Annotated in this window: 17 protein-coding genes; 11 read left to right on the top strand and 6 right to left on the bottom strand. The window is 68.8% G+C overall.

The genetic code is table 11. The features are described from left to right. Window positions 1-51 precede the first annotated feature (51 nt). Window positions 52-1,473 carry a CCA tRNA nucleotidyltransferase gene (locus ACWCOV_RS27565; RefSeq protein WP_449832219.1) on the top strand — a complete coding sequence of 474 codons (1,422 nt, stop codon included), beginning with the start codon at window positions 52-54 and terminating at the stop codon, window positions 1,471-1,473. On the opposite strand, the gene ACWCOV_RS27560 is transcribed toward ACWCOV_RS27565, so the two are convergent. Next, window positions 1,470-2,243, bottom strand: coding sequence for an aminotransferase class IV (locus ACWCOV_RS27560; protein WP_449832209.1), 774 nt, complete (start codon window positions 2,241-2,243; stop codon window positions 1,470-1,472). The two genes, ACWCOV_RS27565 and ACWCOV_RS27560, sit on opposite strands and share 4 nt — an antisense overlap. A gap of 32 nt (window positions 2,244-2,275) precedes the next feature. Here ACWCOV_RS27560 and ACWCOV_RS27555 point away from each other — a divergent pair, with 32 nt between their 5' ends. Further along, window positions 2,276-2,896: a hypothetical protein gene (locus tag ACWCOV_RS27555; RefSeq protein ID WP_449832208.1), complete on the top strand. Its 621-nt coding sequence runs from the start codon at window positions 2,276-2,278 to the stop codon at window positions 2,894-2,896. Window positions 2,897-2,941: 45 nt separating this feature from the next. Next, window positions 2,942-4,378, top strand: coding sequence for an AAA family ATPase (locus ACWCOV_RS27550; RefSeq protein ID WP_449832207.1), 1,437 nt, complete (start codon window positions 2,942-2,944; stop codon window positions 4,376-4,378). Here ACWCOV_RS27550 and ACWCOV_RS27545 read toward each other — a convergent pair. Next, entirely contained in the window at window positions 4,360-4,818 is a 459-nt protein-coding gene (locus ACWCOV_RS27545) for a GNAT family N-acetyltransferase (protein WP_449832206.1), read from the bottom strand. The two genes, ACWCOV_RS27550 and ACWCOV_RS27545, sit on opposite strands and share 19 nt — an antisense overlap. Window positions 4,819-4,962: 144 nt before the next feature. Here ACWCOV_RS27545 and ACWCOV_RS27540 point away from each other — a divergent pair, with 144 nt between their 5' ends. After that, the gene (locus ACWCOV_RS27540) at window positions 4,963-6,516 is read left to right on the top strand and encodes an alkaline phosphatase D family protein (RefSeq protein WP_449832205.1); all 1,554 of its coding nucleotides are present in this window, start codon (window positions 4,963-4,965) and stop codon (window positions 6,514-6,516) included. A 1-nt stretch (window position 6,517) separates the two neighbouring features. On the opposite strand, the gene ACWCOV_RS27535 is transcribed toward ACWCOV_RS27540, so the two are convergent. Continuing rightward, window positions 6,518-8,422 carry a discoidin domain-containing protein gene (locus ACWCOV_RS27535; RefSeq protein ID WP_449832204.1) on the bottom strand — a complete coding sequence of 635 codons (1,905 nt, stop codon included), beginning with the start codon at window positions 8,420-8,422 and terminating at the stop codon, window positions 6,518-6,520. A gap of 124 nt (window positions 8,423-8,546) precedes the next feature. On the opposite strand from ACWCOV_RS27535, the gene ACWCOV_RS27530 reads away from it, so the two are divergent. Then, a complete protein-coding gene (locus tag ACWCOV_RS27530; protein ID WP_449832203.1) occupies window positions 8,547-9,572 on the top strand; it encodes a LacI family DNA-binding transcriptional regulator in 1,026 nt (341 codons plus the stop codon). 46 nt (window positions 9,573-9,618) lie between these two features. Here ACWCOV_RS27530 and ACWCOV_RS27525 read toward each other — a convergent pair whose 3' ends face one another. Beyond that, a complete protein-coding gene (locus ACWCOV_RS27525; RefSeq protein ID WP_449832202.1) occupies window positions 9,619-10,206 on the bottom strand; it encodes a TetR/AcrR family transcriptional regulator in 588 nt (195 codons plus the stop codon). A 56-nt stretch (window positions 10,207-10,262) separates the two neighbouring features. On the opposite strand from ACWCOV_RS27525, the gene ACWCOV_RS27520 reads away from it, so the two are divergent. Genes ACWCOV_RS27520 through ACWCOV_RS27495 form a run of 6 tightly spaced genes read left to right on the top strand, consistent with a single transcriptional unit; the run spans window position 10,263 to window position 15,686 of the window. Beyond that, on the top strand, window positions 10,263-11,504 hold the full coding sequence (locus tag ACWCOV_RS27520) for an acyl-CoA dehydrogenase family protein (RefSeq protein WP_449832201.1): 1,242 nt from the start codon (window positions 10,263-10,265) through the stop codon (window positions 11,502-11,504). After that, a complete protein-coding gene (locus tag ACWCOV_RS27515) occupies window positions 11,501-12,286 on the top strand; it encodes an SDR family NAD(P)-dependent oxidoreductase (RefSeq protein WP_449832200.1) in 786 nt (261 codons plus the stop codon). The genes ACWCOV_RS27520 and ACWCOV_RS27515 overlap by 4 nt, the downstream gene beginning before the upstream one ends. After that, complete coding sequence (locus ACWCOV_RS27510) at window positions 12,279-13,325, top strand: phosphotransferase family protein (protein WP_449832199.1); 1,047 nt, start codon at window positions 12,279-12,281, stop codon at window positions 13,323-13,325. Before ACWCOV_RS27515 ends, ACWCOV_RS27510 begins: the two co-directional genes overlap by 8 nt. Beyond that, the gene (locus ACWCOV_RS27505) at window positions 13,326-13,988 is read left to right on the top strand and encodes a histidine phosphatase family protein (RefSeq protein WP_449832198.1); all 663 of its coding nucleotides are present in this window, start codon (window positions 13,326-13,328) and stop codon (window positions 13,986-13,988) included. A gap of 7 nt (window positions 13,989-13,995) precedes the next feature. Then, window positions 13,996-14,739 carry an SDR family oxidoreductase gene (locus ACWCOV_RS27500; RefSeq protein WP_449832197.1) on the top strand — a complete coding sequence of 248 codons (744 nt, stop codon included), beginning with the start codon at window positions 13,996-13,998 and terminating at the stop codon, window positions 14,737-14,739. After that, window positions 14,739-15,686: an LLM class F420-dependent oxidoreductase gene (locus ACWCOV_RS27495; protein ID WP_449832196.1), complete on the top strand. Its 948-nt coding sequence runs from the start codon at window positions 14,739-14,741 to the stop codon at window positions 15,684-15,686. Before ACWCOV_RS27500 ends, ACWCOV_RS27495 begins: the two co-directional genes overlap by 1 nt. 183 nt (window positions 15,687-15,869) lie before the next feature. On the opposite strand, the gene ACWCOV_RS27490 is transcribed toward ACWCOV_RS27495, so the two are convergent. Both ACWCOV_RS27490 and ACWCOV_RS27485 read right to left on the bottom strand, forming a co-directional pair. Continuing rightward, window positions 15,870-16,496: a hypothetical protein gene (locus tag ACWCOV_RS27490; RefSeq protein WP_449832195.1), complete on the bottom strand. Its 627-nt coding sequence runs from the start codon at window positions 16,494-16,496 to the stop codon at window positions 15,870-15,872. Window positions 16,497-16,516: 20 nt separating this feature from the next. Next, window positions 16,517-16,924 (bottom strand): MmcQ/YjbR family DNA-binding protein, encoded by a 408-nt coding sequence (locus ACWCOV_RS27485; RefSeq protein ID WP_449832194.1) that lies wholly within the window; start codon window positions 16,922-16,924, stop codon window positions 16,517-16,519. Window position 16,925: the final 1 nt, after the last annotated feature.

The raw sequence follows: 16,925 nt of genomic DNA, 5'->3' as shown, positions 1-16,925 counted from the left end.
ACCTAGTTTCCCGTGTCACCATTCGCCGACCAGTCAGCCTCCGCCGGATCGTTGTCCGCCGTCCAGCAGCAAGCCGTCCGGACCCTGCTGGAGATCGCACCGGTGGTCGACGAGCTCGGCGCCCGGTTCGCCGGCGCCGGGCACGAGATCGCCCTGGTCGGAGGCCCGGTCCGGGACATTCTGCTCGGCCGGGGGAGCAAGGACCTGGACTTCGCCACCTCAGCGCACCCCGACGTGATCGAGCGGTTGCTGTCCGGCTGGGCGGACCACATCTGGGACATCGGCAAGGCCTTCGGAACGATCGGTTGCCGCAAGGGCGACTGGGTTCTGGAGATCACGACGTACAGGTCGGAGTCCTACGATCCCACCTCGCGCAAGCCGGAGGTCGCGTACGGCGACAGCCTCGAGGGCGACCTGTCCCGGCGTGACTTCGCGATGAACGCGATGGCGGTGCGGCTGCCGGCCCGCACGTTCGTCGACCCGTACGGCGGGATCGCGGACGTCGCCGCGCGCCGGATCCGGACCCCCGGCACCCCGGAGGACTCGTTCTCCGACGACCCGCTGCGGATGATGCGGGCGGCCCGGTTCGCCGCGCAGCTCGGGTTCACCCCGGACCCCGCGGTGGTGGCCGCGATGACCGCGATGGCCGAGCGGATCACGATCGTGTCGGCGGAGCGGGTCCGCGACGAGCTGGTCAAGCTGGTGATCTCCGACCACCCGCGGATCGGCCTCGACCTGCTGGTGTCGACCGGCCTGGCCGGGCACGTGCTGCCCGAGCTCCCCGCGCTCAAGCTGGAGCGGGACGAGCACCATCGGCACAAGGACGTGTACCAGCACTCACTCACCGTCCTCGATCAGGCCATCGACCTCGAATCACGTCTCGATGGTCCGACGCCCGATTTCATCGTTCGGTTCGCCGCGCTGATCCACGACATCGGAAAACCGAAGACCCGCCGGTTCGAGGACGGCGGCAAGGTGACGTTCCACCACCACGACGTGGTCGGCGCGAAGCTGGCCCGCAAGCGGATGAAGGCGCTGCGGTTCAGCAACGACCAGATCGACCAGGTCGGCAAGCTGGTCGAGCTGCACCTGCGCTTCCACGGCTACGGCACCGGCGAGTGGACCGACTCCGCGGTCCGGCGCTACGTCCGCGACGCCGGCGACGAGCTCGACCGCCTGCACATCCTGACCCGCGCCGACTGCACCACCCGCAACCGGCGCAAGGCCGAGGCGCTCCGGGCCGCGTACGACGACCTCGAGGCCCGGATCGAGCGGCTGAAGGAGCAGGAGGAGCTCGATGCCCTGCGTCCCGACCTGGACGGCAACCAGATCATGGAGATCCTCGGCATCCCGCCGGGCCGCGAGGTCGGCCAGGCGTACAAGTTCCTGATGGACCTTCGCCTCGACCTCGGTCCGGTCGGCGAGGAGCGCGCGCGGGCCGAGCTCCTCAAGTGGTGGTCCGAGCGCGGCTAGATCTCCTGCGCCGGCTCCGACTCGTAGGCCTTGGCGATCACCGCCGCCGAGGCTGCGTGCTCGCCGTACGTCGTGGTGCCGCCGTCGGTCGTGATCGAGGCGACGGGTAGCGCCGGGTCGATCGAGTTCGTCAGGTAGGCGGCGTCGTACGTCGGGAGGTCGGCGAGCGGGACGCGGGTCGTCGTGTGCGTGTCGAGGCCGCGTTGCAGGACCTGCTGGCGGATCCCGGGCAGGACCGGGGCCGAGGGGAAGACGATGTCGGTGCCGCGGGCGAAGCAGATGTTCCAGATCGAGGCTTCGGAGATCTCGCCGGCGGCGGTGTGGAAGACGGCGTCGTCGTACCCGGCGAGCTCCGCCTGGCGGCCGTAGTAGACCAGGTCGAAGGTGCCGGTGTGCTTGAGGTGCGGGACGGCGCGCTCGTGCCGGAACGCGCGCAGCCGCAAGGGTTGTGTGCCGGGTTCGATCGGTGGACTCACCCGGACCAGCAGTTGGAGCTCGGTGGTCGCGAAGACGTTGACGCGGAGGGAGAGGTCGCCGGTGCCGGCGTGCTCGAGGGCGGCCCGCAGGTCCGCGCGGACGCGATCGGCGGCGAGTGGTTTCCCGAAGACCTCGCGGGAACTGCGGTCGAGTCGCTCGAAGTGCAGGTCGAGACCGTCCACCCGGCCGTCGCGGACCTGCATCGAGCTGAAGTGCCCGTAGCTCGTTGCTCGCAGCAACTCGGGGTCGACGGTCAGCAGCGGTTGTCCGTTGAGCAGCAGCGCATCGTTCACCGACCCAGTCTGACCTGCTCTACGCTCACGCTGTGGACGTCTTGAGCATCATCGGGTGGGGCGGCTCCGCTCTCGTCGTCTGGTCCTTGCTGCAGACCAGGATCCTGCGGCTGCGGCTGCTGAACCTGGTCGGCTGCGTGATCCTGATCGGCTTCAACGCGGCGATCGGCGTCTGGCCGATGGTCGGGATGAACGCGGTCCTGGCCGTCATCAACCTGGTCCACCTCTGGCGACTGCTCCGGCATCGGCACGACGAAGCGGAGTACCAGGTCCTCGAGGTGAACTCCGATGACGCGTACCTCGGTCACGTCCTCGCCCAGCACCAGAAGGACATCAGCCGGTTCAACCCCGGGTTCACCCAGAGCGACAGCCCGTACGCCTTCCTGGTCCAGCACGGCGACCGCACCGTCGGCGTCGTCCTCGCCCACGACGCCGGCGACGGCCGCGCCCAGATCGACCTCGACTACGTCGTCCCGAAGTACCGCGACTTCACCCCCGGCGAGTTCGTCTACCGCCGCAGCGACGTCTTCACCGGCCACGGCTTCCACCAGGTCCTCGCCCCACCCGGCATGCGCGACTCCACCCCCTACCTCACCAAACTCGGCTTCCACCCCGACGGCCCCGACCTGGTCCTGGACCTCCCGCGGGTGTGACTGCAAGTTTGATAACTACACTTATAATAAGTAAAGTTCTCAAACATGCAGAAGCCAGAGTGGATCTTCGCCCGTGACCTGGAATGGGCCAATCTCGCCCAGTTCGCGACCGCGAGCGGGAACTACCCTCGCCTCGGTGTCATCAGCGGCCGGAGGCGACAGGGCAAGACCTACCTGCTCGACGGCTTGGCCGAGCGCACTGGTGGCCTGTACTTCGGTGCGACCGAGGCGACCGAGACCGAGTCCCTCGCTCTCTTCGCGTCAGCCCTGGGCAACCACCTGGGTCAGCCGTCCCCGCCGAGGTTCGACACTTGGGACGACGCGGTCCGATTCCTCTTCGCGTTGAGCCCGGCCGACGGACCGTTCGTCATCGACGAGTTTCCCTACCTGAGCAAGGTCTCGCCGGCGCTGCCGTCGATTCTTCAACGGGAGATCGATCGAGCGGCCTCGGCCGGCTCGCCGATCAACCTGCTGTTGTGCGGATCGGCGATGTCGGTGATGGGCCGTCTGCTCTCCGGAAGCGCGCCGCTGCGCGGCCGGGCCGCTCTGGAGATGGTGGTCAGGCCCTTCGACTACTGGCTCGCCAAGCAGTTCTGGGAGATCGACGATCCACGGTTGGCTGTCCTTGTTCACTCTGTCGTCGGTGGCACTCCCGCGTACCGCCGGTTCGCGGGAGACGACAGCCCCCGGTCAGTCGGTGACTTCGACGACTGGGTGATGCGGACCGTGCTGAACCCGGTGCGTCCGCTCCTGCGCGAGGCGCGGTACCTGCTCGAGGAGGAGATGGACGTCCGGGACGGTGCGCTGTACCACTCGGTCCTCGCAGCGGTTGCTGCAGGCAACAGTACGCGCGGTGGCATCGCCAACTACGTGGGCCGGAAGTCGACCGACATCGGGCATCAGCTGACAGTCCTCGAGGACAGCGGGCTGCTGCGCTCGCGGCCGGACGTGTTCCGTGCCGGCCGATCGCTCTACCAGGTTGCCGAACCGCTCGTGACCTTTTACCAGGTGGTGATGCGGCCGCAGTGGGGCCTGCTGGAGAGCGGTCGGGCGCGGAACGTCTGGGAGGCAGCGAGAGCCCGGTTCTCGTCCCAGGTCCTCGGCCCGCACTTCGAACAGCTGTGTCGCGACTTCGCCCTGGCGGCTCCGGGTGAGTTGTTCGGGCAGTTGCCAGGCGAGATCGGTGCCGGGGTGGTTTCAGACCGCAGCCGCCGGAGCCAAATCGAGCTCGATGTCGTCGTCCTGGCTCCGGCCGCCCCGGGTGAGCGGCGCAAGATCCTGTCGCTCGGCGAGGCCAAGTGGGGAGACGTGATGGGGCGTCGTCACATCGAGCGTCTCGAGCGCGCGCGACAGTTGCTGTCCCGCGACTACGACACCTCGGACACCATCCTGGCCTGCTACAGCGGTGCCGGATTCGAGGCCGGCATCGATCCCGCCGTACTGAGGATCGGCTTGGACGATCTCTACAGGTCCTTGGCGTAGCAGAGGGAGGCGGCTTCGTTTTCGAAGGGTGGGTACGGCGGGATCGAGGTGTAGCCGTGGTTGGTGTAGAGGGCGATTGCGGCGATTTGGTGGGTGCCGGTTTCCAGGCGGAGACGGGCCAGGCCGGTGAAGCGGGCCTGGGACTCGACGGCGTCGAGGAGGACGCGGGACAGGCCCCAGCCGCGGGCGGTCGGGTCGACGTACATGCGCTTGATCTCGCCGACGCCGGGGGCGACGGGCTGCAGGCCGACGCAGCCGACCGGGGTGCCGTCGAGCAGGAGCAGGGTGAACGAGATGTCCGGGTGGAGCGCGACCAGCGGCTGGTCCTCGCCGTACATCGCGGCCAGCTCGGCCTGCTGGGCGGTCGTCAGCGCCACCAGGGCGGGGTCGGTACCCGGAACCGCGCGCAGTTCCATTCCCTCGATCAGCTCCACCGTCATGCTTCCAGACGGTAGCAATCGGGCATGACGCTCCTGTTTCGTCATTCTCTCCACGACTTCGGACAGCAGTGAGGCAACCGAGCGCAATCAGTTGGTCGCTTTCAGCTCTTCCGCAATTCATCATTACCGCTCAGTATTTTCGTCATGACCCTGACCCGGAGAACCGTCCTAGGCACTCTCGGAGCCGTCGGAGCAGCGGCCGCCGTACCGGTCCAGGCACATGCGGGTACGCCGGTACTTCGCCGAGCCGCCGATGCGTCGGCCACTCTGGTGACCGGCGCGACGTTCCCGGAAGGGATCATGGCCGGCGTCCCGCGGACCGACGGCGTCACATTGTGGACCCGCGTCCCACGCGGCCTGTTCGAGGGTGACGCCGAGCTGGCCGTCGTCGTCTCGAAGAATCGCGACCTGAGCAGTCCGGCGATCGTCGAGCCGGTGGTCGCGGCGAAGCAGTGGGACGGCTGCGTGCACTTCCAGGCGACCGGGCTCGCGGCCGGCGCGGAGTACTTCTACCAGTTCCGAGGCAAGGACACCGCGTCCCCGGTCGGCCGCTTCCAGACCCTGCGCCCCGCGGACTCGAACGAGCCGGTGCGGATCGGGTTCTTCACCTGCCAGGGCTTCACCGAGGGGTACTACGCCACCCACCGCCACCTCGCGCAGGAGGATCTCGACCTGGTCGTGTGCCTCGGCGACTACGTGTACGAGGCGACCGTGCCGGGCGTCCGCGGCATCGACCTGAACCTCTATCCACAGGTACTGCCGACGATGCGGGCGAAGTACGCCTTCTACCGCAGCGACGCCAACCTGCGGGCGATGCACGCGCAGCACGCGTTCCTGCCGCTGTGGGACGACCACGAGTTCCGGAACAACTACAGCAAGGACAATTGGTCGCTGCCCGAGCCGTTCTTCAAGGAGAAGCGCAGCGCCGCCTGGCACACCTGGTTCGAGCGCATGCCGGTCCCGCGGTACGCCGATGACATGACCCGGACCTACCGTTCGCTGCGACTCGGCCGGACCGTCGAGCTGTTTGCCATCGACAACCGCCAGTACAAGGACGACCAGCCGTGCGACGACGGCGGCAGCATCGTCTGCGAGGCGGCCGACGCAACCGGCCGGAGCATGCTCGGTGCGGCGCAGAAGACCTGGCTGGAGAACGGCCTACGCAGCTCCGGCGCCCGCTGGAAGGTGCTCGCCAACCCGAACATGATGATGGGCATGGTCACCGGAGCCGCCGGTGAGCGCGCCTTCATGGACACCTGGGACGGGTACGGCGCCGAGCGGACCGAACTGCTGTCCCTGGCCGCCGACCGGGTCTCCGACCTCGTGGTCGTCACCGGCGACGACCACGACACGTTCGCAGGCGAGCTGTGGAACACCGGCTTCGCCCCGGGCAGCCCCGGCAACCCGGTGGGCACGAAACGGTCCGGTGTGGAGTTCGTCGTACCGTCGGTGTCCTCCACCAACACCGGCGACCTCAAGGGGGCGGCCGGTGCCCGCACCGAGGAGCAGAAGCGGTTGCAGTACAACCCGCACCTGAGGCTGATCGACATGCGGCAGCACGGGTACGGCGTACTCGAGGTGACGAGCGACGAGGCGAAGCTGTCCTTCCGCGCGGTGGACAAGCTCCGCCCCGACGCTCCGGTGAGCACCAGCTACCAGGCCCGGACGGCCCGGGGCAGTTCGCGGATCGAGGTCTGACTCAGCGGTACAGGCGCAGGTCCGCCAGACTCCACCAGTGGTCGCTGGTGGCGGTCGACGTCACTCGCAGGTACCTCGCCTTGGTGGGCTCGAGCTCGACTGTGGTGAGCTGGCCCGTCGAGCTTCCGGTCACCGGCTTGGACCAGTGCACACCGTCGTTGCTGGTAGCAACTTGCCAGGTGGCGGCGTAGTCGCCGAGCTGACCGCCACTGTCCAGCGCGACCGAACGGAAGTGCCGCGCCGACCCGAGGTCGACTTGCAGCCACTGGCCGGGGGCCTGCGCCTGCTTGCTCTGCCAGACCGTCGACCCGTCCGCGTCGATCGCCGACCCGGCCTCGGCCGAGTTCACCGAGGCGGTCGCGGTTGCGCCCTCCAACGACACCGGCTGGGGTGTCGACGCGGTGGAGTCCCAGGTGAACGTCGCGATCGCGCCACCGGGCAGTTCGTACTCGAAGGAACGGTCGCCGACCGCGACCGCGAACTGCCGCGGGTCGTCGTTCTCGTTGTGTACGACGAGCGCCGTCGAGCCGTCGCGGTTGCGGAAGGCAACGGACATCAACTGCCCGTTCCACCCGGTCGTGCCGTACGACGTGCTCCCGATCCGGACCGCGCCCGGCCGGACGAACTTCGCCAGGTGGCCGATCGTGTAGTACTCGGCGGTGCTGACTGTTCCGTCCGGGTGCAATGTGACCAGGCCGGTGCAGGTGTCGCAGCCGCCGAGGTGCGGGCCGCCGGTGGAGTCGAGCGCGATGTTCCAGTTCACCACCGACTTGGCCCAGTTCCGGGTGGTGCCGATCATCAGGTTGCGTGCGTGCCAGGTCAGCGTGCCGCGGAAGATCTGCGGCGGAGTGTCGTTCGGCCCGTGCGAGCCGGAGCACTCGGTGAACCAGATTCCCTTCGACGGGAACGCCTTGTGCAGGTCGGTCTGCTTGGACGGATCGCCGGAATAGCAGTGGTACGCCGTACCCGCGATCCACTTCGCGGCGTCCGAGCGGAGGAGCCGGTACGGGTAGTCGGTCTCCGGGTCCTCGCCGGGCGGGGTGGAGGCGATGTCACCGGGGTGCGTGGTCCAGTTGTGGTCGTACCCGAGGATCTTGGTCCGCGGGCTGGCTGCGCGCAGTTTGGGACCGAGGGCCGAGATGACCGCTGCCTCGGCGCGGACCGGCATGTCCGTGCCCGGGTAGGCGCTCGGCTTGCGGTTCTGCGGCTCGTTCTGGACCGAGAGGAAGTCGATCGGCACGCCGGCCTTGGTGTAGGCCTGCACGAACTTCACCAGGTAGCGCGCGTAGGCGTCGTACACGGCCGGGTCGTCCTTCAGCCGGCCGCCGACCAGGGAGTCGCCGTCCTTCATCCAGGCGGGCGGGCTCCACGGAGTGGCCATCACCTTCAGGGCGGGGTTGAGCTGCTTGGCGCGGCGTAGCAGCGGGAGGATCTGCTGCTCGTCGTGCGCGATGCTGAAGTGCTTCAGCGCGAAGTCGGTCTGGCCGGCGGGTACGTCGTCGTACGTGTAGTGCTCGGTCTCGGCGGTGAAGTCGGACGAGCCGACCGGCTGGCGCAGGAAGCTGACGCCGATGCCCTGCTTCGGATCGAACAGCGACCGCATCGTCTGGTCGCGGTCGGCCGGGCTCAGCTGGTAGAGCACGTTCGCCGACGAGTCGGTGATCGAGGCGCCGAAGCCGTCGACGGTCTGGTACGACGTCCGCGGGTCGACGGTGATCGTCGTACGGTCGCTCGCTCCTCGCTGGAAGGCGACCGGGGCGCGTTCATGGAGCAGCTCGGCGCGGTCGGGGGTGGTGACCCAGACATGGGCCTGGTCGGTCGGGTGGTGCGTCTGCGCCTGGGCGGCGGGACCGGTCAGCGAACCGGTGGCGAGCGCCAGGGCGGCGGCGATTGCCGGTGTTCTCATCGCACTCCTCAGGGATTGAAACAAAGTGCAACAAACAGCGCCAGGAAACGCTCGGCGCTGAGGTCTGTCAATGCCCTGGAGCGGGGGTCTATAGTGCTGAGCGTGAAACAAGGTGATGTAACAAATGCCTAAGGGTCGGGCGACGGTCCGGGAGGTGGCGGCGGCGACCGGGGTGTCGATCGCGACCGTGTCCCGAGTGCTGAACCAGCAGGGCAGCGTGGCGCCGGAGACTCGGGAGCTGGTCGAGCGGGCGGTCTCGGAGCTGGGGCTGCGGGCGCCGAGTCCGCGCGGAGGTACGGCGAAACCCGTCGAGGGGGCCGTCTACGTGCGGTGCCCGTACGTGCTGACCGACTACTTCGGGCTGATCGTGTCGTCGATCGCGGAGACGTTGGACCGGCATGGGCGGCAGGTGATCCTGAACGCGGGGGAGGCCGCTGCGCAGGAGTCGGTGCTGTCGCGGTTGCCGGCTCAGCGCGGAGTCGGTGGGTCGATCCTGATCCTGCCGCCGGAGCCGGCCGAAGAGGTCGTGCGGTTGCGGGCGCGACGGTTCCCGTTCGTGGTGGTCGATCCGCGGACGACGCTGCCGCGGGATGTCGCGTCGGTCTCCGCGGCGCATCACTCCGGCGCGCGGCAGGTCACCGCGCATCTCACGTCACTCGGTCACACCCGCATCGGGGTGATCGCCGGACCACGCGAGTGGCTCGCGGCCGACGCCCGGCTGAGCGGCCACTCGGCAGCCCTTGCCGACATCGGCATCCTCGCCGACCCCGCCCTGACGCGCCACGTTGAACCAACAGTCGAAGAGGGCCGCCGCGCCGCCGCCGAGCTCCTGTCCCTCGGCCCACGCCCCACCGCGTTGGTTGCCTTCAACGACAAAACCGCCCTGGGCGCCATGCAAGCAGCCGCCGACCACCGCCTCGCCATCCCCGACGACCTGTCGATCACCGGCTTCGACGACATAGACCTGAGCCAAGCCACCACCCCTCAACTCACCACAGTCCGCCAACCCCTCCAGGAGATGGGCCGCATGGCCGTCAGCTTGCTGACCCGCCTCCTGGACCGCCACCAACTGGAAGCCCTCCACATAGAACTAGCCACCGAACTGGTGATCCGCGGCACCACTGGACCTAACACCTCCCACCCGCGGTGACCGCGGGTGGGAGGTGCTTGGGGAGGGGTGAGATGTGGTTTGGGGGTTACAGCTTGCGGAGGGCTTCCAGCGCCGCGAGGGCGTGGTCGACCAGCTCCTCGTCGGTGGTGGGGCGGTCCTTCTCGTGGAGGCCGGACCACTCGATGGCGAGGTCTTCGACGTACGCGAACCAGGCGTGGACCGTCATGCGTTCGGGGGATGCCGGCTGGGTCGCGACCTCGGGGGAGCCGATCAGGTTGAGGACGCGGGTGGCCAGGCCGGCGCGGGTGTCGGCGTACACCTGGACCACGTAGTCGTCGCCGCCGGCCGCGCCGCGGACGAAGGAGATGTAGGCCGCGCGCCGCCGGGTGATGAACGCGACGAAGGACAGCAGCATCTGCCGGAGCTGCTCCGGCGGCGGCAACGACTCGTCCGGCTTGGTGACGCGCAGGAGCCGGCGACCGGCGGCCTCGATGACCGCGACGTAGTAGTCCCGCTTGCTGGGGAAGTAGTGGAACAGCAGGCCGCGCGAGATCCCGGCCTGGCCGGCGACCGCGTCGATCGACAGCTCGTGGATCGGCTGGGTTCGCAGCATCATCAGGCCGATCCGGACCAGTTGCTTGCGGCGATCTTCGGCTGTCCAGCGCTGACTCACGCTATTGAGCATTGCTTAGACGCTGCGCTACGGTCAAGGCAACCGAGGGGAGTCTGATGGAGTTCGAACATTCCGCCCGTGCGAACGACCTCATCGCCCGGGTCGGCGAGTTCATCAGGACCGAGATCGAGCCGGTCGAGGCCGAGCTTCACGCCGCCCCCCGAGGCGCCGGCGATCCGTGGCAGCCGCAGCCCGTCGTCAAGGAACTGCAGGCAAAGGCCCGCAAACAAGGCCTCTGGAACCTCTTCCTCCCACTCCCCGAACCAGGCAACGAGCAGTACGGCGACGGCCTGTCCAACGTGGACTACGCCCCGATCGCCGAGCTCACCGGTCGTTCGTTCCTGGCGCCGTACGTCTTCAACTGCAACGCGCCCGACACCGGCAACATGGAAGTGCTGCTTCGCTACGGGACCCCCGAGCAGAAGAAGCAGTGGCTGGAACCGTTGCTCGACGGCGCGATCCGGTCCGCGTTCTGCATGACCGAGCCGGGGGTCGCCTCCTCCGACGCGACCAACATGGCCGCGACCGCGATCCTCGACGGCGACGACGTGGTGATCAACGGCCGCAAGTGGTGGAGCACCGGCGTCGGTCATCCGGACTGCGAGCTGCTCATCTTCATGGGCCGCACCGACCCCGAGGCGGAGCGGTACGCGCGCCACACGATGGTGCTCGTCCCCCGTGACACCCCCGGCGTGAAGGTCGAGCGCCTGCTCCCGACCATGCACCAGTACGACGAACCACACGGCCACGGCGAGGTGTCGTTCACCGATGTCCGGGTGCCGGCGAGCAACATCCTGGTCGGGCTCGGTCGCGCGTTCGAGATCGCGCAGGGCCGACTCGGTCCGGGACGGGTGCACCACTGCATGCGGCTGATCGGGCTGGCCGAGAAGTCGCTCGAGCTCGCCCTGCAGCGTGGCACCAGCCGGACCGCGTTCGGCAAGCCGCTGGTGAACCTCGGCGGCAACCGGGAGCGGATCGCGGATGCGCGCATCGCGATCAACCAAGCCCGGTTGCTCGTGCTGCAGACGGCGTACCTGCTGGACACGAAGGGACTCGCCGGCGCGCTGAGTGAGGTGAGCCAGATCAAGGTCGCCGTACCGCGGATGGCGCAGGACGTGATCGACATGGCGATCCAGTTGCACGGCGGCGGTGGGCTGTCCGACGACTTCCCGCTCGCGGCGGCCTGGACGAGCGCGCGGGCGTTGCGACTGGCGGACGGCCCCGACGAGGTGCACCGCAATGTCGTGGCCAAGCTCGAACTGGCTCCGTACCTGGCGCAGTACCAGGAGGCCAAATGAGCCGTGTCCTCGTCACCGGTGGCGCCAGCGGACTCGGGGCCGCGCTGGTCGCCCGGTTCGTTGCCGAAGGCCACCAGGTGCTCAGCACCGACATGTCGGTGGACGGTCCGGACGACGGGGCGTCGTACCTGAAGCTCGACGTGCGCAGCCCGGAGGACTGGACCAAGGCGGTCGAGTGGTGTGAGCAGAACTGGGGCGGGCTCGACATCCTGGTCAACAACGCCGGCATCGCGACCGGCGGCCGGATCGACGTCGAGTCGCTGGACGAGTGGGACCGGGTCGTCGACATCAACCTGATGGGTGTGGTCCGCGGCTGCCGCGCGTTCACGCCGGTGTTCAAGGCGCAGCGGTCCGGCCACATCGTCAACACCGCCTCCGCGGCCGGACTCGTGCACCCGCCGATGATGAGCTCGTACAACACGGTCAAGGCCGGGGTCGTCGCGCTCTCCGAGACGCTGTCGCACGAGCTTCATCCGTACGACGTGACCGTGTCGGTGGTCTGCCCGTCGTTCTTCCGGACCAACCTGGGCGACTCGATCCAGGGCCAGGACACCGCGATGGGCGCGACCGCGCGGCAGCTGATCGAGAAGTCGCCGCGCTCGGCCGACGACATCGCGGCCGGGGTGGTCGCCGGGATCAAGAAGAAGCAGTTCCTGATCATCCCGGACCGGCCGGCGCTGATGGCGTGGCGGACCAAGCGGTTCGCCCGGCCGCTGTACGACCGGCAGATGCGCAAGATCGCCGCCCGGGCCCGCGAGCGTGCCGAGTCCGGCAATGGATGATGGCGCCCGCGCGGTTCGCGCCGAGGACGCCTTCGACGTACCCGTGGTGGACGGTTGGCTCCGGCAACGGACGGAGCTGCCGCCCGGCCTGCCGGAGGTCAAGCAGTTCTCCGGCGGCGCCTCCAACCTGACGTACCTCCTGCGATACGACGGCCACGACCTGATCCTGCGCCGGCCGCCGGCCGGGACGAAGGCGAAGGGCGCCCACGACATGGGCCGCGAGTTCCGGATCCAGGCGAGCCTGAAGCCGGTGTTCCCGTACGTGCCCGAGATGGTTGCCCACTGCACCGACACCGGCCTGATCGGCTCCGAGTTCTACGTGATGGAGCGGATCGCCGGCACCATCCCGGGCCACTCGGAGCTCGGTGTCGACCTCACGCCCGAGCAGACCCGGCAGCTGTGCTTCACGCTGATCGACACGCTCGTCGACCTCCACCAGGTCGACGCCGCGCAGGCCGGTCTGACCGACCTCGGCCGCGGCGAGGGGTACGTCGAGCGCCAGGTCACCGGCTGGAGCGCCCGCTACCGCAAGGCCAAGACGTGGAACGTGCCGAGCTACGAGCGCGTGATGGCCTGGCTTGCCGCCAACCAGCCCCAGGACGTCCGGACCTGCGTCATCCACAACGACTTCCGCCTCGACAACGTCGTCCTCGCGCCGGATGATCCGCTGAAGGTGGTGGGCGTGCTCGACTGGGAGCTGGCGACCCTCGGCGACCCGTTGATGGACCTCGGCGGCGCCCTCGCCTACTGGGTGCAGGCCGACGACGACTGGGCTTTCCGTCGCTTCCGCCTGCAGCCGTCCGACGCGCCGGGCATGATCACGCGGGACGAGATCGTGCAGTACTACGCCGAGCGGTCGGGACTGAAACCGGAGAGCTGGGCCTTCTACGAGGTGTTCGGCCTGTTCCGACTGGCCGTGATCGCGCAGCAGATCTACTACCGCTACCACCACAAGCAGACCCGGAATCCGCGGTTCAAGGGGTTCTGGGTCCCGGTCAACCTGCTCGAGCGGCGCTGTCGCCGGATCATGAGGGGCTGAATGCCGACCATCTACCTGATCCGGCACGCCCAGGCGTCGTTCGGCAAGAGTGACTACGACCGGCTCTCTCCGACCGGCGAGGAGCAAGCGGCCGTGCTGGGCAAGGCGCTGGTCGCGCGCGGGGTGCAGCCGGAGCTCGTGGTGTCCGGCTCGATGCGCCGGCACGCCCAGACGGCGACGCTGGCCGGGTTCACGCCGGAGGTCGACAAGGGCTTCGACGAGTTCGACCACGAGGAGATCATCGTGGCGCACAAACCCGCCTACCGGCGGCGTGCGGTGATGCTGGCCGATCTCGCCCGGACCGGTCATCCCGGTCGTGCCTTCCAGCAGATGTTCACGGCGGCGACCGAGCGCTGGACGTTGGGCGGAGACGGCTACACCGAGAGCTTCACCGCCTTCTGCGACCGGTCCGAGGCCGCGGTACGGCGTACCGCGGAGCGACTCGGGAAAGGTGAGACGGCGGTGGTGTTCACGTCCGGCGGTCCGATCGCGGCCGTGGTGAGCCGGCTGGTGTCCGGCGGGGACGGCGTGTGGTCCAAGCTGAACGCGATCACGATCAACACCGCGATCACCAAGGTCGTGTCCGGCCGCAGCGGGCTCACCGTGGTCAGCTACAACGAGCACGGACACTTGGACGGCAGCGAGTTGCTCTCCTACAGATAGGACAGTGATGCGACGCAACATCCTGATCACCGGTGCGAGCTCCGGCCTCGGGGAGGAGATGGCCCGGCAGTTCGCGGCGAAGGGGCACAACCTGGTGCTGACCGCGCGGCGGACGGACCGGCTGGAAGCCTTGCGCGCCGAGCTGACCGAGCGGCACCCGGGGCTGACGGTGGTTGTCCACAGGCTCGACGTGAACGACCACGACCAGGTGTTCGAGGTGTTCCGCAAGGCCGATGCCGAGCTGACCCTCGACCGGGTGGTGGTGAACGCCGGCCTCGGCAAGGGCGCTCCGCTGGGGACCGGCCGGTTCGACGCGAACCTGCAGACCGCGATGACGAACTTCGTCGGCGCGCTCGCCCAGGCGGAGGCCGCGCTGGAGCTGTTCCGCGCCCGGAACGCCGGTCACCTGGTCTTCATCTCGTCCATCTCCGCGCTGCGCGGGCTGCCGAAGACGGTGACGACGTACGCCGCGACCAAGGCCGGGCTGGCGTCGATGGCCGAAGGTCTGCGGCTGGAGCTGCTGAACAAGCCGATCAAGGTCAGCACGATCTTCCCCGGGTACATCCGGTCCGAGATGAACGACCGGGTCGCGAACACGCCGCTGATCGTCGACACCGTGCCCGGCGTCCGGGCGATCGTCGCGGCGATCGAGGCCGAGAAGGAGACGGCGTACGTGCCGCGCTGGCCGTGGGTCCCGCTCGCCCGGGTGATGAAGTACGCGCCGTTGCCGTTGCTGAAGAGGATGATCTGATGCGTTGGGGCCTGACCGTTCCGCTGACCGGGGTGCCGCTGCGCGACCACCGGCCGCTGGTCGCCGAGCTGGCGTCGCTGGGGTACACGGATCTGTGGTCGGCCGAGGTGGCCGGCGCGGACGCGTTCACTCCGTTGGTGTTGGCGTCGGAGTGGGACGACCGCCTGCGGCTGGGGACGGCCGTCGTACCGGTGCACACCCGGGGGCCGGCCGCGCTGGCGATGAGTGCGGCGGCGCTGGCGGACCTCGCGCCGGGGCGGTTCGTGCTCGGGATCGGGGCGTCGTCGGAGACGATCGTGACCGGGTGGAACGGGATCGCGTACGACCCGCCGCTGGCCCGGACCCGGGACGTGCTGCGGTTCCTGCGGCAGGCGTTCGCCGGGGAGAAGGTGGACGGGGAGTTCGACAGCTTCACCATCAACCGGTTCCGGCTGGAGAAGGCGCCGGAGGTGCCGCCGTCGATCATGCTCGCCGCGCTGCGCCCGCAGATGCTCCGGCTGGCCGCGCGCGAGGCCGACGGCGCGATCACGAACTGGCTCTCGGCGGACGACGTACGGCGGGTGCGGGCCGAGCTCGGTCCGGACAAGGAGCTCGCGGCGCGGCTCTTCGTCTGTGTCACCGAGGACGCGGAGATGGCGCGCAACATCGGGCGCTTCCTGATCGCTACCTACCTGACCGTCCCCGGGTACGCCGCCTTCCACGACTGGCTCGGCCGCGGCGCCGCGATGAAGGAGATGCGCGAGGCGTGGGCTGCCGGCGACCGCAACGCCGCCATGGCCGCCGTACCCGTCGAAGTCCTCGACGACCTCATCGTCCACGGCACCCCCGACCAGTGCCGAGCCCACATCAACCGCTACGTCGCCAACGGCCTCGACACCCCCATCATCGCCACCCTCCCCACCGGCAGCGACCTCCTGCAAACCGCCCGCGCCCTCGCCCCCAGCTAAACGGACACCGCTTCGCGGCGGCTGTCTTGTTGGCCGCCTTCGGCGGCGCGCGAACCTGTGGTCGTGGCAGATCGCGGTCTGCGCGAGCGGACCCGGCGTGCGGCTCGTCGCTGCGGGAGTCGGGAGGTGACGAAGGGCCGGCGTCGACCTCCTGTTAACCGCCCGAGCCCTCGCACCCAGCGGTTAGCGGGCGGTGAGGGTGAAGGCTCGGATGCAGAGGGGTTCGGTGGGGAGGTTGTGGATTACCAGGACGCCTGAGACGGTGGCGCCTTTGGTGGTTCCGGACAGGGGGAAGACGAAGGTTAGTTGCTGGCCGACGGCTGTTCCGAGTGTGAGTCTCGTCGGGGGACTTAGTTGGGCCTGCATGAGGGTGGGGATCAGGCGCTTGGAACCCTCGCAGGCGAGGGCGGACGCGCCGATTGGGTTGTTGGCGTTGAGTTGAGCAACGAAGCGGCGGGCCAAGTCGCCGACGGTGGTCGCCGGCTTCACGGAAGGCTTGGTCGTCGGTGGTTTGGTGGCAGGCGGTTTGGTGGCTGGTGAGCTGCTCGGCGTGGGGACCGACCGCTGCGGTGTCGGCGAGCTGATCGGTGGTGCGGCGGACGGGCCCGGGCCCGGGTTCGAGGAGCGCCAGTCGGCGACCAGGCGGTAGGCGACGACACCGCCGACGCCCAGCACCGCGATCAGCAGCACCAGCATCAGGACGATGATGAGCCCGGCCCGGTTCTTCCGCGGCGGCCGGCCGTACGGCGGCGCGGCCATTCCGCCGGGGCCGAAGTTGCCTGGTTGGTACCCGGGCGGTTGGTAGCTCACAGCGCCAGTGTGAGGCTTGGTCAGCTCAGGCGGTGCTCTTCGAGCCAGGTTCTGGCGCGGCGTGGCGAGGCCCGGCAGAGCCAGGCGTCCTGGATGACTTCGGTGAGTTCCTTCTTGGTCAGCTTCCCCAGTTGGCTGGCCCGGACCAGGACCGAGGGATGGCCGTTGAAGTGCGGCGTGGTGAAGAACGGGTTGGACTCGTCGGAGACCAGGGCGAGCTTCTCCTCCTCGGACTCGACCCAGATCACGATCACGTCGTCGTACCGCTCACCGGTGTCCGGGTCGAACGCGTCCGGACGAGGGTTGCGGAAGAACACGAACGACTTCCCGCCGACCTGGTAGACCGGCCGCTCGGTCTTCTCCTTCTGCCAGACCCTGACGTGCGGCATCCCGAGCGCCACCTCGTGCACGTCAGCGACCTTCGCCATG

The organism is Kribbella sp. NPDC002412, assembly GCF_053592935.1.
The sequence above is the reverse complement of the archived record's forward strand: the minus strand, read 5'-3'. Positions and strand labels throughout refer to the sequence as shown.